Source organism: Bradyrhizobium sp. 62 (assembly GCF_023073035.1).
Lineage (GTDB): Bacteria > Pseudomonadota > Alphaproteobacteria > Rhizobiales > Xanthobacteraceae > Bradyrhizobium.
The window spans coordinates 134,536-149,685 of record NZ_JADPIT010000002.1 but is presented as its reverse complement, the minus strand read 5'-3'; the positions used below and the strand labels follow the sequence as shown (position 1 = coordinate 149,685).

Sequence of the window (15,150 nt, the reverse complement as noted above, 5' to 3'; positions counted from 1 at the left end):
CTCACGCCATCCGGTAACGGCGAGCATCGCTTGGAATCACACGGGCGAATGTGATCCAGTTCACAAGTCCAAAAATTTAGGCGGGCCGGCTGCTCAGCCGCGCGAGCGCTTGCGTGCATTGGCATGGACACGATGCCGTGCAGGTTTCCTGCGGGTAACCGAGGGAGTCTCCGCCTCGCTCGCCCGGGCGCTGGCAAAGGATTGCCGCAGGCCGTCGATGGACTCGTTGAGTGTCGTGACCTGCTCGGACAGACGCTTGGTGTCGGCCTGCTGGAATGCGAGCAAGCGCTTCACACTCTGAAGCTGGTCCTGCACGACCTGAAGCTGGTCAATCGATTCCTGCTGGGTTGCTTCCAGCCCCTTGGTCTTCTCGACCAGCTGCTCGGACGCCTGTGCGGTACGTGCCTGAAGCTGCCGCGATGCCACCACCCGGTCGGTCTCGGGGGCTGAGCCGGTATAGGCGCGCCAGATCGCGATCGAGGTCACACCGGCGATCAGCAGGAGGAGGGCGGCGGCGGTCAGCGCGATGGGCTGGGCGCCGAGGCGAAGAAGCGGGTTGGACGGTGCGTCCTCTGCGAGATCGATCATCGCTGACAAAACCCAAATTGAAACTTGGTGAGTGGCGAAGACCGGCAACCCTGAGGCCGCCGGGTGTCCCGAAAGCGTTACGTTTCGGCAAGGAATGGGACCAAAAAGAGGCTAAGAGCAAAAAAACCAACAATCATGAGGCCTTGAGGCCTCCGAACGCCCGTCAGGGGCAGAGATCAGGGCTGAAACGGCGAAAACGGACCTGAATAGGTCTTCGAGCGCGGCGCCGCATAGGGCCCGAGCCGGGAGGTCTTCAGTCCGAGTCGCACCAATGATTCCGCCAAGGTCACCGCGGCGGCGACGCCGTCGATCACGGGCAGGCCGTGCGTGGCGGCGAGTTCATTGGCGAGATCGGCCATGCCGGCGCAACCGAGCACGATGGCCTCCGCGCGGTCGTCGCGGATTGTGGCCGTGATTTCCGTGGAGATTTTTGCGAGCGCGTCGGTGTTGCGCTCCTCCAACGCGAGCACCGGCACCTCGGCGGCGCGGACGCGGGCGCAGCGCTCAGCCAGGCCGTATTTTCGCAAATTATGCTCGATCGGCACGACGGAGACACCGAGTGTCGTCACCACGGCGAAGCGCGCGGCGATCAGGCTCGCCATGTGGAAGCCGGCCTCGCCAATGCCGATCACGGGTGCCTTTGCCGCGGCGCGCGCGGCGTCGAGGCCGGTGTCGTCGAAGCATGCGATGATATGCGCGTCCGCGCCGTCGCGATCGGCCTCGCGGATGCAGCCGAGCATGCCGGGGACGGCGAAGGCCTCGTCGTAAAATCCTTCGATCGAAACCGGACCCATCGCGGGCTGGCGCGCGTCGATCAATGTGTCGGGCAGGGCGATGCTGCGCGCCGCGGCGGCAATCTTCGCCGTCATCGACGCCGTGGTGTTGGGGTTGACGACGTGGAGTCGCATCAGATCAGGCAAGCCCTTTGCCGGCGTCCGAGCCTTTGGCCGCCTGCCGCCTGTTCAACACGTGGATGGTGCCGAGTGCAAGGCTGATCACAGTGAACGAGACGGCGGAGATCACGGTGCCGAGCGCATAGATGTCGGGGTTGGTCACGGTGGTGGTGAGGCCCTGGAGATCGAGAGGCAGCGTGTTCACCGCACCGATCGCCTGGCTGGAGCGTGCGAGCTCGTCCCAGGAGAGGGTGAAGCCGAACAGGCCGATACCGATCACCGAAGGCAGGATGATCGGCAGCACGACATGACGGAAGGCCTGCCACGGCGTCGCACCGAGATCGCGCGCGGCTTCCTCGAGCCTGGGATCGAAGCGGTTGAAGATCGCGAACATGATGAGCAGGCCGAACGGCAGCGTCCAGGTCAAATGTGCACCGAGGCCCGAGGTGAGCAGGCCCATCGAGGTCTCGAAATTCTCGTTCCAGTGCGCCTTGATCAAATCGTCGATGATGCGGAATTCGAGCGAGATGCCGAGCGAGGTGATGATCGAGGGCACGATCAGGCTCGCGATCGCCGAATAAAACAAAATGCTCTGCGCCTTGAACTTGCGGCGAAACGCCATGCCCGCCGCGACAGACAGCACGACGGTGACGATCATCACGATAATGCCGAGCAGCAGCGAACGGCGAAAGGCCGCGCCGAGATCGACGATGCCGGTGCCCTGGAACAGTTTTGCGATCCAGAAAGTCGACACACCGTTCATCGGGAAGGTGAGGCCACCCTGCGGTCCCTGGAACGACAGCACGTAGATCGCGATCATCGGGCCGTAGAGAAACAGCGTGTAGGCTGCGAAGAAGATCGCAAGCACGTAGAAAGAGCGCGGGCGTCCTTCCTTCATGCTCTAGAGCTCCTTCTTGATGTCGACGATGCGCGACATCATGGTGATGATCAGGAACGTGATGACGAGCAGGATCACGGCGTTCGCGGCGGCGGCCGGGAATTGCAGCGCGTTCACCCGCGTCTCGATGATCTTGCCGGCGGCCGCGATCTGCTGGCCGCCCATCACGCCGATGGTGATGAAGTCGCCCATCACGATGGTGATGACGAAGATCGAGCCGATCACGATGCCGGGCTTGGCGAGCGGGATGATGACGTTGACGAGCGTCTGGAAGCCGGTCGCGCCGGCGTCATAGGCGGCCTCGATCAGCGATTTATCGATGCGCACCATCGAGTTGAAGATCGGCACCACCATGAAGAAGGTGAAGAGGTGAACCAGCGCCAGCACCACGGAGAACTCGGAGAACAGCAGCCATTCAACGGGATGGTTGATCAGCCCCGTCTTGACCAAGCCTGAGTTGACAAGGCCATTGCGCCCGAGCAGCGGAATCCAGGCGATCATGCGGATCACGTTGGAGGTCCAGAACGGGATCGTGCACAGCAGCGACAGTCCCATCTGCCAGGTTTTCGACTTGACGTGGAAGGCGAGGAAGTAGGCGACCCAGAAGCCGATGAAGAGGGTAATGACCCACACGAGGAAGCAGAGCTTCAGCGTCTTCAGATAAGTCTTGGCGATCGTGCAGAGATCGGGGAGCTGCGCGATGCAGCCCTCGAACGTGTCGGTGTAGCCGCGGCCCGAGAAAGCCGGCAGCAACTGATATTCGTTGTAGTCCCAGAACGAGACGATGACGACGAAGACGAGCGGGATCAGGAAGAAGGCGAGGAACACCAGCATCATCGGCCCGGCCTGAAGCCAGGAGATGAAGGAGGGCGACAGCCGCACCGCTTTGCTGCGGCGCGCCGTCTCCGATCCCCGGACCAGGTCCGGGGATGCCTGTTGCAAAATGTCCTCCGACGTGTCCATCAGATTACGCCGCGATGAACTCGTTCCACTTGCGGACCATGTAGTCGTTCTCGTCCATCACGGCGTTCCAGCAGGCGACGCCGCCCATGCGGTCCTCGTAGGAGCCGCCGTCGCGCACGGCGCCGGCCTTTTCGAGCAGCGAGCCGTCGGGCGCCTTGATGTCCTTCTCGGCCGCCTTGCCTTCCATCCAATAGGCCCACTCGTAGGGCTCCATATGAGCCTTCGCGGTGGAGAGCACGGCGGAGTAGTAGCCCTGGCGGTTGAGATAGGCGCCGGCGTAGCCGGACAGGAACCAGTTGACGAACTCATAGGCCCATTCGAGCTTCGCACCCGAGACGCCCTTGGAAACGCAGAAGCCCGAGGCCCAGGAGCGATAGCCTTCCTTGAGCGGCTGGAAGGTGCAGGCAATCCCCATCGAGCGGACCTTCGTAACCGCCGGCGACCACATCGACTGGATGACGGTCTCGCCCGAGGCCATCAGGTTGACGCTCTCGTTGAAGTCTTTCCAGAAGGCGCGGAACTGACCGGCCTTCTTGGCCTCGGTCATCACCTTCATGGTGAGATCGATCTCTTCCTTGGTCATGTTGCCCTTGTCGGCATATTTGTACTTGCCGGTGGCTTCCACGACCATCGCGGCATCCATGATGCCGATCGAGGGGATATTGAGGATCGAGGCCTTGCCCTTGAATTCGGGATTGAGCAGCTCGGCCCACGAGCTGATCGGACGCTTGATGATATCAGGACGGATGCCGAGCGTGTCGGCGTTGTAGACGGTCGGGATCAAGGTGACGAATTCGGTCGCGGACGTCGCGAACTTCTTGGAGTCTTTGCCTTCGAGATAGAGCACCTTCCAAGGCGCGGTACCCTGGCCGCCGATCTTCTTGCCGCCGGGCGTCTGGCCCTTGGTGAAGACGGGCGTGATGTTGTCGAATTCCTTGATCTTCCTGGCGTCGAGGGCAAGGATGTTGCCCGAGGGCACGATCTTCTTCAGCGCGAAATATTCGGTGTCCAGCACGTCGAAGGAATTCGGCTGGGTCATCACGCGCTTGGTGACGTCGTCGGTGGTCGCGGTGATGTATTCGATCTTGATGCCGGTGTCCTTCAGGCACTGCTTGGAGATCTCGTCGCCCTCGTTCACAGCGGTGCCGAGATAGCGCAGCACCTTCGGCTCGGCGGACATCACGTAGGGGAAGCCGGTGATCGCGCCGGAGCCGGCGGCAAGGCCGGCGAGCCCCGCGGTGCTCTTCAGTAGCGTGCGGCGGCTAAGGCCCTTGTTCCTGGTCGTTTCGGTCATATCACTCACTCCTCTGTTGCGCATTCCGGTGATTGATCGGCGCTATTGCAGACGTTGCGCCTTGGCGGGATCCCAGATGGCCACCACGCGATCGCCCGGCCGGAACTGGTGGACGTCGAAGGCGGCCTCGGGAAGGTGCGAGAACAGGGCGGTCCCGTCTTCCAGCGTGAGCGAGACGGCGATGTAAGAGCCCTGGTACTCGGTCTGGGTCAGCAGCGCCGGCGCGCCGAAGGCACCGTCAGTGAACGGCGCGATGCCGAGCTGATCGGCGCGCACGGCGATGAGTTTGCCTGCGTCGCTGAGAACGTTGTGGCCGCCGATGAAGCGCGCCACGAATTCGGTGCGGGGATGATGGAAGATGTCGCGGGCGCTTCCCTGCTGTTCGATCCTGCCCTGGTTCATCACCACGATGTGGTCGGCGAGCGCCATCGCCTCTTCCTGGCCGTGCGTGACCTGAACGAAGCTGATGCCAAGCTCGCGCTGCAGCCGCTTCAGTTCGCCCCGCATCTTCACCCGCAGGAACGGATCGAGCGCAGAGAGCGGCTCGTCGAGCAACAGGATCTGCGGCTCGGTGATCAGCGCGCGGGCGAGCGCGACGCGCTGCTGCTGGCCGCCGGAGAGCTGTGCGGGGAGGCGGGCCGCGTAGGGCGTCATCGCGACCAGTTCGAGCAACTCGCCGGCGCGCTTGTGCCGCGTCGCCCGATCGATGCCGCGCATTTTCAGGGCAAACGCCACGTTGTCGATCACGGTGAGGTGCGGAAACAGCGCGTAGGACTGGAACATCATCGCCGTGCCGCGCTTGGCGGGTTCGAGATCGGTGACGTTCTGCGGACCCAGGATGATGTCGCCTTCACTGACCGCCTCGTGACCGGCGATCATGCGCAAGGTCGAGGTTTTGCCGCAGCCGGAGGGGCCGAGCAGGCAGCAATAGGTGCCGGCCGGGATCTTCAAATTGACGGTGTCGACCGCCAGCGTCGTGTCGTAGCGCTTGCTGACGGCGACCAGTTCGAGGGCGGCAGGAGTGGCCATGGCGTGTCCGGGGCGAGGGCGATGCTGCGCCTCTCTCCGCAAGGTCCATGCCAATCGCCCTTGAATCGTTCTCGGCCGGCCGAATTCCAAAACAGTGCAGCGGAGTCAGATCGTTAGATCGAATCCCACGGGCGTGGGCGGCTCGCCGCTTTCGCAGTTGCGTGCACACAAAACAGGCGCAGATTGTATAAAGTTTCGCCTGTGATTGGATACAGCTGGTCGATTAGGATTCGACGCCATCTTCGACGATCGAGTCCTCACCCCCATGGCCGCCAAGTCCCGACCGAAATCCGACGCGCCAGATGCGAGCGATCGCGTCAGCCGCATCCGGGAAGGCGTGACTGCGGCGATCCTCGAGCATCGCCTGCTGCCCGGCACGAAACTCGGCGAGGACGAGATCGGCGAGATCTACGGCGCAAGCCGAACGTTGGTTCGCACCGCGCTTCAACAGCTCGCGCATGAGGGCATCGTCAACATCGAGAAGAACCGCGGCGCCTTCGTCGCGCGGCCGACGCCTGCGGACGCGCGCGAAGTGTTCGAGGCGCGCCGCCTGATCGAGCCGACGATCGTCGATCACGCCGTTGACGCGGTATCGCCGGCCTGGATCGGGCGTCTCCAGCGGCATCTTGCCGAAGAACGCGAGGCGGAGCTGCGTGGCGATGCTCGTGCTTCGGTCCGCCTCTCCGGTGACTTCCATCGACTCGTCGCCGAGATGAGTGGCCACAGCATCTATCTCGGTTTTCTCAAGGAGCTGATTGCGCGATCCTCGCTGATCATCCTGCTCTACCGCCGGCACGACACGCCGGCCTGCGGCACCGATCATCACGCCGGGATCGTCGCCGCGATCCGCAAATGCGACAGGGAGGCCGCGCGCGCGCAGATGTTGTCGCATCTGAACGAGATCGAGGCCGAGCTGTTCCTGAAGGATCCCGCCGCCGACGAGTTGCGGCTCGCGGACGTGCTCGGGCTCTGAGCTCAACGAGGCGCGTCCGCACCCGGGTGGGCACGGCGACGGCTATTGCGGCTCCAATCCGAGAGTCTTGATCGACTCAAGCCAGACCGGCCCTTCTTTTTCGTAGAGCGCAATCGAGGACGCGCGGTCCATGGCCGGCGAATCGACTCCGAAGGCATCGAGCAGCTTCTGCACGCGCTCGGTCTTGCCGCCTTCGGCCATCAACTTGGCGAGCATGTCGATCCGGTCTGCCGGCATCGCAGCGGGCGCCACCAGCGCGGTAAAGCTGATGAGCTGGAAGACATTGCCGGTGACCCCTTGCTCGGCAAATGTCTTGGTCTCGGGCAGCTTCTTCATGCGCACCGGTGTCGGCACGGCAATCGGGCGGCCGATGCCGGTATCGAGCACCGGAAGCGCAGCCTGATAGCTGCCGACCGCCGCCTGGATCACCCCGGCGGCCAGATCCTGCCACATCGGCGCTTCGCCGCGGTAATGCACGATGGAAATGTCGAGACCGAATTGGCGGTTGAGCTCGGCGATCGCAATATGCGCGAACGAGCCGATCCCGTACGAGCCGGCCGTGACCTTGTTGCCACGTGCGTACGCGACGAACTCTTCGATCGTCTTTGCATTGGTGGCGGAATGGACCACCAGCGGTAGATGCCCCGAAGGCGTCACCGCGACGATCGTGAAATCCTTGTCCGGATCATAGGCCAGCGATTTCAGCAGCAGCCGGTTACCGAGCAGGGTGGACGAGATCGTGTACATCAGCGTGTAACCGTCGGCCGGGGAATCCTTCACCGACTGTGCCGCCAGCGCGCCGCTGGCTCCGGTCTTGTTTTCGACAATGACCGGCTGGCCAAGCTTCTGCGAGATATAGTCGCCATAGGCGCGGGCGAAGGCATCGGTAATGCCGCCTGCCGGCGTGGAGACGACGATCTTGATTGCCCGGGTCGGCCACGCTTCGGCACAAGCCGTTTCAGAAGCGGCTATCGTCAGGCATGCAATCGCGGCAGCCCAAATTCTCGCGGATGTCCGCACTTCGGCCTCCCCCTTTTCCCTGTGTCATTGGGCAGCCGGCAGCCACCGCAACGAGGTGTCACACGGGCAAAGAGGAGGGTCAAGAAATCAAAATATCGTTTCACCGTGTGAAATGATCAACGCCGACCTGCATGAGAACCCGGCGCGGCAAGCTTGGCGCCGAGCGCCTCCGCAAGTGCGGAGGCGACTTTCTTCATCGAAGGTACGAAGCGGCGTATGCCTTCCTCCGGACTGACCGCTTCGCGGAGCATCATCACGTTCATGCTGCCGAACAGCCGGTTCTGAAGCGCGACGGGAACGCCAAGCGCCCAGACTGCGCCGCCGAAGATACTGCGGCTGTAACTGTCGTCCATCACCGCGAAACCGGCTTTGCGGATCGTGCGCAGCGCCTTCGTGAGCTTGTCGGGATTGCGCGCCAGATCGTTCCAGGGCTCGGGACCGAGGGCAAGTCGCGCGGCAATGCGCTCCTGCTCGGCGGGCTCGCAGAAGGCGAGATAGGCACGTCCCATCGAGGTGCCGAGGACGGGAAAGCGAAAACCCGGCGGGCGGCTGAACAGCAGCGAGCCATCCACGCGCGTCGTGTGGGCGATGACCATAGACTCCTGATCGAGCACCGCGATGTCTGACGGCCAGTGGATCTGCTTGCGGAATTTGTTCAGGATGGGTTCGGCGATGCCGCCAATCCAGGTCGGCTCGTCATAGCCTGCGCTGAGCAGCAGCGCGCGTCCCGTCGGTGCGTAGCTGGCTGGCCCAGTACGGCGCACCACATAGCCTTCGTGCTCCAGCGTCTCGAGCATGCGGACGATGGTCGCCTTGTTGAGCCCCGTTGCCTTGTGCAGCGAGCCGACGGTCGACTGCCGTTCCTGATTGATCACCCGCAGGACTTCGAGGCCCCTGGACAACGCGATGACCGGACGGAACGACGTCATGGCAGCTCCTTGTGATTGCCCGTGCCGCTAGCCGATGAAGCAACGGCCGGGGGACAGGGCAGCGCGCTCGACGCCATCGTCACCGATTGCGGGAAGGCCATGATGAGTCAAGTCCGCTGACGCGTTCATTTCGGTTTCGAGTAGAGCGGAATTCGCAGTCAATTCGATCGCTTGCTGCGCCCGGCGGCAATTTAGTTCCTGTGGTCAAGCTGGGTTGTGCGCTCGCAACGCGTGTGGACGGTCGGGCGCTGCGACGTCACGTGACTAGTCCTCACGAGGCGCACCGGCTATAGGATGACGCTCTGTCATCGAACTGTCATGTACCTGTAAATGCTGAAGTCAGATGCAACGCCGGTTCGCAAGCATCCGAGCGCCCGGGATGGGAATCCTGTTGCGAAGGACAACAAGAGAACGCAAGTCATCACCGGCTTCTTTAGGCAGCGTGAACCCGCCGAAGTAGTCGCTGAACCTGTGATCGATCAGACGCCATCGCAAGACGTGGAACCGGCAACGGAACCACTCCGGTCGAGCGCTGCCGCGCATGGTGCCGGTGAGATCGAGCTCAAGCTTCTCGTCGATGCCGATCGCATGGCGCATTTCAACGCTGCGCCCGTCATCGCGGCGAACGCGCGCAACAAGGGCACGCGCAAACATCTCAAGTCCGTCTATTACGACACGCCGGAGCGGACGTTGCGGCGCAACGGCTTGAGCTTGCGCGTTCGTCAGAGCGGCGCGCGCTTCGTCCAAACCGTGAAGACCGATGCGGCGGACGATCCGCTCCGCCGCGGCGAGTGGGAGGCGGGGGTACCATCGCTTGCGCCCGATCTGGCTCTCGCGATGCCCTTCATTCCGGAGAAGCTTCGTGGCCAAGTGGAAGCGCAGCCGCTCGAAGCGGTCGTCACCGCCGATGTCCGTCGTCATGCGCGGATGATCGACCTGCCGTCGGGCACGGTCGAGATCGCCTTCGACCGGGGCGAGTTGACGGCCGGCAATCGTTCACTGCCCGTGAGCGAGATCGAGCTGGAGCTCAAGAGCGGCAGCGCGAGCGCGATCTACGAGATCGCGCTGCGGCTCGCGGAGCACGGCGACGTAATGCCGTCGATCCGCACCAAATCGGCGCGTGGCTTCGATCTTGCCGCCGACAAGCCGCCCTCGGCGCGGCGTCCGCGAAAACTTCGTCTCGATCCGTCGGTGACATTGGACGAGGCGTTCGCGACAATCCTGCGCTCCTGCTTCCTCCATTTGCTTCAGTCGCTGCCGGCGGCCGAGGACGGCCGTAATCCGGAAGGCGTCCATCAGCTGCGCGTCTCGCTGCGCCGGCTTCGATCTGCGCTGGGTCTGATGCGGTCGGTCGGCGCGCTCAGCAATCTCGATGCGCTGCGGTCGGAAGCCAGATGGCTGGCGCAAGACCTCTCCGCCGCGCGCGACTGGGATGTGTTCCGGCTCGACACCTTGCCGACGATCGCAACAGCCTGTCCGTCGGTAGCGGGCTTCGATGCGCTGGGCCGGGCTGCGGCCGGGCGTCAGTCGGACGCCTATCGCAAGGCGCATGATGCGCTCGAAGATCGCGGCTGCGCCGTGTTCCTGCTCGGCCTCGGCGGCTGGATCGAGACGAGGGGCTGGCGCAACGACGTCGCCGCGCAGGATCTCGGCCAGCTTGCCGAGCCCGCCGTCACCTTCGCGCAGCGCATTCTGTCGGAGCAATATGCGAAGGTGCTCAGGCGCGGCCGCCGCTTCAAGTCGCTTCCCGCCGAAGGTCTGCACCGCCTGCGGCTCGCGACCAAGCGGCTGCGCTATCTCAGCGAGTTTCTGCTGCCGCTGTTCGCAGATCGCAAATCAGCGCGAAAATTCTCGCGCAGGCTGGCCGGCCTGCAGGAGCAGCTTGGCGCCTTCAACGATATGGCGGTCACGGCATCATTGCTCGACGGGCTTGATGCCGAGCCCGACTGCGCCATCGCCGCGGCGGCGATCGCCGGCTGGCAAGCGCGCGCGTCGGTCGGGGTGCAGCCCGCCCTGCAAAGCACATGGCGCGATTTCACCGCAGCGCGCGTGCCCTGGTCGCGCCAGACGCCGCAGGACTGAGCAAAGGACGTTCCCCCAAAAAAGTTGCGCCCAGCCATTGGGGGATGGCTGGGCGCGCGCGAACCGGTCTGGGACGGGGAGGGGTGGGGATGTGACCGGGTCGCGTATCTCTTTCGTTTGTCTCTACTGATCTCTCGCGCTGGCGGTGGAGACCGCCGGCTTGGTGTCGCCGAGCGAGACCCAGACGTTTGGATCGCTCTGCGACTGGCGCTTGACGAAGCGGTAGCCGGTCTCCGTCCAGGCAACGACGTTCTCGTTCTGATTGTCGAGAACGAACTCGCCCTTGTCGGTTTTCACCGTCAGCACCGCGTGTCCTTCGCCCTTCTTGTCGCGCACGACGGTGATGAGCAGGGCCTCGCGGGGCCATCCGGCATCGATCAGCATCTTGCGCTTCAACAGCACGTAGTCTTCACAGTCGCCGTAACCGTCCGACGGCAGCGACCATTTTTCGATCACGCCCCAGTGCTCCTGGTCCGTCAAAGGCTTGACGGTCTCGTTGACCCAGCGATTGACCTTGACGAGGTCGCGCCATGCAGCCTGCGACATCACGATGTCGCGCGGTTGCGTCGGTGCGCCCTGGCACTGGGCGGCATTATCCGCACAGAACTCGACCCAGCCGATCGGCGCACGCGTGGTGTCGCCGAGGCTTGCGTAGAGCAGACGGCCTTCGCCGGCCTGCGCTGCCGCGCTTATTCCGAAGAGCATGGCGGCCAGCGCCATTCCCTTCCCCTGTCCCCTGAAATCAAACATTGCGGCCCCCGTTTCTTGTTGGGACCACATTGCGCAGGCAGCTTTTGAGTTGCCGCTAAGTCAGTCAAGTCAAGTCGAGACGAATACAAGTAAAACACGAGGCGAATTCGATCTATACTTGAGTCAAACTTGAATAAAATTCGATATGACTGCAATTGATTCAAATTTTATCGATTAACGCGGAAACGCTGGCGGAACCGTTGTTTGCACGCACCCGCAGCCTCCGCGTTAACCCGCGCGAGGCCCGTCACGACCCATGAAAAAGGCGGCGTCCGCATCGCGGAGGCCGCCTTCAGTACTGGAAATGCAGGGGTTTTGGTGCCTTCGCGCTTTACCGCGCGGTAACGCTCTCTTCGAGAGTTTCAATTGGCTGCGAATGCATGAACTCGAGCGCGAAGCCGTCTTCGAGGTTTCGGACCACGCGGCCCTGCACCCGGCCGAGCAGAACCGTCGATTTCAGGGGCGGCCGGTTCTCGGCGGCGATGGCGGCGCCCGAGAGCGAAAGGTCGATGATGCGGCAGGTCATCTTGGTGCCGTCCTCGAGCGTCAGCACCGCGATCGGATTGCGCGGCACGATACGATCGTGGCGGCGGTCTTCCGGCAAATTGAGGATGTCGCGGTTGGCGAGCCAGGTCAGCTGTGCCGCGAGCTTGTCGCGCTTTCGCGGCGTCGCACCGACCGTCATTGCGAAGCCATTGTCGATGATGCGGGTGATCTTGCCCTCGACGCGGCCGATATGGTCGAGATAGGCGACCACGCGGTCGCCGACATTGCCGATGCCGGGGGCCAGCAGTGCCAGCCCGCCCGGCGACATGTTGATCACCTGGCAAGGGAATTCACGGCGGTCCGGCAGCATGTAGCGGCCGAGCAGGTGAACCTTCACCCGCTGGAAACGCCGACGTTCCTCGGCGGCCGGAAGAAATTTTTTGTGCGCCAACGCCATTTTCACAACCCGACCCCCCGCCTGGCGGAGTCCGGGACGACCCTAAGGTGCACAGGGTTAATGCCGCGTTAGGATCGGGCGCGGCGATGACGAACAGACACAATGCGTTCGAAAAGCCACATCAGGGGCGGGCAGGCCAGCACCGTCAGCGCGCCGAGGTCGAGTGCGACCGCGGCCGTGCCGGCCGATTTGGCGAGCCGGCCGGCAATGGCCGGTCCCAGCATCATCGCGGCATAGAACAGAGTGTAGAACACGCCCATCCCGATCGCCCGGGTTTCAAGGCCAAGCACGCGGGCGGCGAGGCTCATGATCGGGCCGGCCGGAAGGCCCCCAAACAGGCCGATCAGGACGAGGATCGTGATCACGGCGTCGGATCGGGTCAGCCAGGCCAGCAGCCCGGCCACCACCAGGCTGGCCGCGATCGCCAGCACGAACGGTCGCTTGAAGCGATCGGCGAGATAGCCGCCTGCCGGCACCGAGATCACCGATAGCCACATCACGAGGCTGATCGCCGATCCCGCCGCGGCAATGCTCCAGCCGCGCTCGGCGAGCAGCGAGGGGCCGAACGAGAAGATCATGGCGAAGCCGACATTATAGAGGCCCCAGATCGCGCCCGCGACGATCACCGCTAGAAGCGCGAGCGGATCAAGCCGCCCTGAGCCGGTCGCGCTGGCGGTTGCTCCCGGCGGCGATTGGTAGAACGTGATCAGCACAATGCCGATCGCGGTCAGCGCGCCGGCCACGAGAAACACGGCGCCCGCGCCGTAAGCCGTGCCGATCGCCGGCAGTACCAGCAGCGAGATTGCAACGCCGGCCGGCCAGGAGTTGACGAAGATCGCCATCGCGGTGGCGATCTCCTTCCCCGCAAACCAGTCGGTGCCCATCTTGGTGAGCTGCACGGTCAGCAGCACGCCGCCGGCGCCCGAGGCGAGCCGGCCCGCCATCTGCCAGCCCCAGACGTCGGTGGTGGCCATGACGAGACTGCCCGCCATCATCAGCAGCAGCGCTACGATCGTGGTGGGCTTGTCGCCAAGGGTGCGGCCGATCGCGCCGCCCGGCAGCGCCAGCACGATGCCCGGTGTGAAATAGAGTCCGATTAGGATGCCGATATCGGCGAGTCCGACGCCGAAGCTCTGCTGCAGCAGCGGCGCGACCGCGGCCACGCTCTGGAATTGGAACGCGATGGTGAGGCGAACGACGAACAGGATCGCAAGTATGCCCCAGCGATAGCGCAACGCTTCATCTCCCCAAACCCTACATCGAGCGTGCGGTGGGGAGACGCCGGAGTCAACCGGCCGTCTTCCTCGTCGCGCGCCCATAGAGGAGACATAGCAGCGCCAGCAGCACCGCGGCCGAGAGCCCGAGCGACCAGTGAATGCCGATCGCCGCGCCGAACAGTCCGACCGTGATGCCGCTGAAGGCTCGCATCCCGAGCCCCGCCATGTTGTAGAGGCCGACGACGCGGCCGCGAATGTCGGACGGCGCGTTCAACTGCACCAGCGCCTGCGCCATGGTGTTGAACGACAGCTCGAAGAAGCCTGTAAAGAACAACAGCACGATCGCGACCGGATAGATCCGCACCGAGGCGAAGCCGAGCAGCGCCACGCTCCACAGCATGGCGAGCATGATCGCGGTGCGCGGCGTGCCCTTGAGCCGCCCCCAGGATTCCAGCGCGATGCCGGCGAGCAGCGCGCCAGCCGCATCGGCCGCGAGCAGCACGCTGTAGGAGATTCCGGGATCGCCATGGCCGAGATCGCCGGCAAAGCCCGGCATCTGGGCGTGATAGGCATTGCCGATCATGAAGGAGGTGAGGCCGGCAAGCCATGTCATCGCCGTCAGCACCGGCTGCGTGCCGATGGCGCGGATGGTCAGCATGATGTCGGCAAGGCCGCGCACGGCGAAGCGCCGCACGGCCACGCTGTTGTCGCGCACCGGCGCCCAGAACAGCCACAGCAGCATCGGCAGATAGAACAGCGTGTTGAAGATGATGCCATGCGAGGTGCCGAGCGTGAGCATGATGATTCCGCCGACGGCGGGCCCGACCAGAATGCCGAGGTAGCGCGCCATCGCGTTCAGCCGCACCGCGCTCGGAAGATCGGCGGGGCCGACGAGATCATAGAGCAGCAGCTGGTTGGGCGTCTGCCACAACACGCCGGCGCAGCCATGGATCACCAGCAGCAGCATGGCGTGCCACATCTCGATGGCGTCGGTGATGAAGAAGAAACCCCATCCAGCCGAGGCAACAATGAACAGCAGCATGCCGCATTGAATGATGCTGCGCGGATCGACCCGGTCGGCCAGCCCTCCAACCGCGACCGAGAACAGCAGGAACGGCAGCCAGTGCGAGAGCACCGCAAAGCCTGCTAGCGCCGGCGAATGGAATTTCTGGAACACCACCCAATAGCTGATCACATGCTCGATATTGTCGGCCATCATCGCCAGCACGTAAGCGATGAACTGGAGCCGGTAGGGCACCGACTTCATCGCCGCGAACGAGCCGGACGCGACCACGGGATTTTGGGGAGGGGGTTCAAGAGGGCACCTGGGTGGGACTTTTCGCGCCGTGCCTACACGTTCGCCGTCGAGCGCTCAAGACACCTGGGTGTGTGAGAACAGCGGTCCCGTAGCTGGATGGAGCGAAGCGTAATCGGGATTCTCGCCTGTGGCTCCCCGCATCCCGCTACGCTCCATACGGGCTACGCCCCCACGGCTTGGCACGGCCGCGCACCTCACATACGCTGCTCGTCAGCCCACACCAATCAGCCATAATAAAAACGGGCAGCGAGGA

The 15,150-nt window shown here is 63.8% G+C and carries 14 protein-coding genes; 2 read left to right on the top strand and 12 right to left on the bottom strand.

Annotated elements, in window-relative coordinates; all coding sequences use genetic code 11:
* Window positions 1-93 precede the first annotated feature (93 nt).
* The 6 genes from IVB47_RS00765 to IVB47_RS00740 form a co-directional block, all read right to left on the bottom strand.
* Entirely contained in the window at window positions 94-588 is a 495-nt protein-coding gene (locus tag IVB47_RS00765) for a hypothetical protein (protein ID WP_247437675.1), read from the bottom strand.
* Between the two features lie 176 nt (window positions 589-764).
* The gene (locus IVB47_RS00760; protein WP_247459357.1) at window positions 765-1,496 is read right to left on the bottom strand and encodes an aspartate/glutamate racemase family protein; all 732 of its coding nucleotides are present in this window, start codon (window positions 1,494-1,496) and stop codon (window positions 765-767) included.
* 4 nt (window positions 1,497-1,500) lie between these two features.
* The gene (locus IVB47_RS00755; RefSeq protein ID WP_247459356.1) at window positions 1,501-2,379 is read right to left on the bottom strand and encodes an ABC transporter permease; all 879 of its coding nucleotides are present in this window, start codon (window positions 2,377-2,379) and stop codon (window positions 1,501-1,503) included.
* A 3-nt stretch (window positions 2,380-2,382) separates the two neighbouring features.
* A complete protein-coding gene (locus IVB47_RS00750; RefSeq protein ID WP_247287152.1) occupies window positions 2,383-3,342 on the bottom strand; it encodes an ABC transporter permease in 960 nt (319 codons plus the stop codon).
* Between the two features lie 4 nt (window positions 3,343-3,346).
* The gene (locus IVB47_RS00745; protein WP_247400286.1) at window positions 3,347-4,636 is read right to left on the bottom strand and encodes a PotD/PotF family extracellular solute-binding protein; all 1,290 of its coding nucleotides are present in this window, start codon (window positions 4,634-4,636) and stop codon (window positions 3,347-3,349) included.
* A gap of 42 nt (window positions 4,637-4,678) precedes the next feature.
* A complete protein-coding gene (locus IVB47_RS00740; protein WP_247459353.1) occupies window positions 4,679-5,665 on the bottom strand; it encodes an ABC transporter ATP-binding protein in 987 nt (328 codons plus the stop codon).
* A 265-nt stretch (window positions 5,666-5,930) separates the two neighbouring features.
* Between IVB47_RS00740 and IVB47_RS00735 the strand changes: the two genes are divergently transcribed.
* Window positions 5,931-6,638: a GntR family transcriptional regulator gene (locus tag IVB47_RS00735; RefSeq protein ID WP_247287148.1), complete on the top strand. Its 708-nt coding sequence runs from the start codon at window positions 5,931-5,933 to the stop codon at window positions 6,636-6,638.
* 42 nt (window positions 6,639-6,680) lie between these two features.
* Here IVB47_RS00735 and IVB47_RS00730 read toward each other — a convergent pair whose 3' ends face one another.
* Together IVB47_RS00730 and IVB47_RS00725 are read right to left on the bottom strand one after the other, a co-directional pair.
* Window positions 6,681-7,658 carry a tripartite tricarboxylate transporter substrate binding protein gene (locus IVB47_RS00730; RefSeq protein ID WP_247459351.1) on the bottom strand — a complete coding sequence of 326 codons (978 nt, stop codon included), beginning with the start codon at window positions 7,656-7,658 and terminating at the stop codon, window positions 6,681-6,683.
* 116 nt (window positions 7,659-7,774) lie between these two features.
* Window positions 7,775-8,587, bottom strand: coding sequence for a helix-turn-helix domain-containing protein (locus IVB47_RS00725; RefSeq protein ID WP_247459350.1), 813 nt, complete (start codon window positions 8,585-8,587; stop codon window positions 7,775-7,777).
* A 330-nt stretch (window positions 8,588-8,917) separates the two neighbouring features.
* Here IVB47_RS00725 and IVB47_RS00720 point away from each other — a divergent pair, with 330 nt between their 5' ends.
* Window positions 8,918-10,669: a CYTH and CHAD domain-containing protein gene (locus tag IVB47_RS00720; protein ID WP_247459347.1), complete on the top strand. Its 1,752-nt coding sequence runs from the start codon at window positions 8,918-8,920 to the stop codon at window positions 10,667-10,669.
* 123 nt (window positions 10,670-10,792) lie between these two features.
* Here IVB47_RS00720 and IVB47_RS00715 read toward each other — a convergent pair whose 3' ends face one another.
* The 4 genes from IVB47_RS00715 to IVB47_RS00700 form a co-directional block, all read right to left on the bottom strand.
* A complete protein-coding gene (locus tag IVB47_RS00715) occupies window positions 10,793-11,419 on the bottom strand; it encodes a transglutaminase-like cysteine peptidase (RefSeq protein ID WP_247459345.1) in 627 nt (208 codons plus the stop codon).
* A gap of 331 nt (window positions 11,420-11,750) precedes the next feature.
* Window positions 11,751-12,362 carry a PilZ domain-containing protein gene (locus IVB47_RS00710; protein ID WP_007602573.1) on the bottom strand — a complete coding sequence of 204 codons (612 nt, stop codon included), beginning with the start codon at window positions 12,360-12,362 and terminating at the stop codon, window positions 11,751-11,753.
* 68 nt (window positions 12,363-12,430) lie between these two features.
* Window positions 12,431-13,597, bottom strand: a complete 1,167-nt coding sequence (locus tag IVB47_RS00705) for an MFS transporter (RefSeq protein ID WP_247459343.1) — start codon at window positions 13,595-13,597, stop codon at window positions 12,431-12,433.
* Between the two features lie 52 nt (window positions 13,598-13,649).
* Window positions 13,650-14,873, bottom strand: a complete 1,224-nt coding sequence (locus IVB47_RS00700) for an MFS transporter (RefSeq protein ID WP_346730778.1) — start codon at window positions 14,871-14,873, stop codon at window positions 13,650-13,652.
* Window positions 14,874-15,150: the final 277 nt, after the last annotated feature.

Excerpts from the sequence above, each read along its gene's own strand:
- IVB47_RS00710 (WP_007602573.1), bottom strand. The coding sequence starts at position 12,362 with ATGGCGTTGGCGCACAAAAAATTTCTTCCGGCCGCCGAGGAACGTCGG.
- IVB47_RS00755 (WP_247459356.1), bottom strand. The coding sequence starts at position 2,379 with ATGAAGGAAGGACGCCCGCGCTCTTTCTACGTGCTTGCGATCTTCTTC.
- IVB47_RS00715 (WP_247459345.1), bottom strand. The coding sequence starts at position 11,419 with ATGTTTGATTTCAGGGGACAGGGGAAGGGAATGGCGCTGGCCGCCATG.
- IVB47_RS00745 (WP_247400286.1), bottom strand. The coding sequence starts at position 4,636 with ATGACCGAAACGACCAGGAACAAGGGCCTTAGCCGCCGCACGCTACTG.
- IVB47_RS00740 (WP_247459353.1), bottom strand. The coding sequence starts at position 5,665 with ATGGCCACTCCTGCCGCCCTCGAACTGGTCGCCGTCAGCAAGCGCTAC.
- IVB47_RS00765 (WP_247437675.1), bottom strand. The coding sequence starts at position 588 with ATGATCGATCTCGCAGAGGACGCACCGTCCAACCCGCTTCTTCGCCTC.
- IVB47_RS00735 (WP_247287148.1), top strand. The coding sequence starts at position 5,931 with ATGGCCGCCAAGTCCCGACCGAAATCCGACGCGCCAGATGCGAGCGAT.
- IVB47_RS00725 (WP_247459350.1), bottom strand. The coding sequence starts at position 8,587 with ATGACGTCGTTCCGTCCGGTCATCGCGTTGTCCAGGGGCCTCGAAGTC.
- IVB47_RS00750 (WP_247287152.1), bottom strand. The coding sequence starts at position 3,342 with ATGGACACGTCGGAGGACATTTTGCAACAGGCATCCCCGGACCTGGTC.
- IVB47_RS00760 (WP_247459357.1), bottom strand. The coding sequence starts at position 1,496 with ATGCGACTCCACGTCGTCAACCCCAACACCACGGCGTCGATGACGGCG.
- IVB47_RS00720 (WP_247459347.1), top strand. The coding sequence starts at position 8,918 with ATGCTGAAGTCAGATGCAACGCCGGTTCGCAAGCATCCGAGCGCCCGG.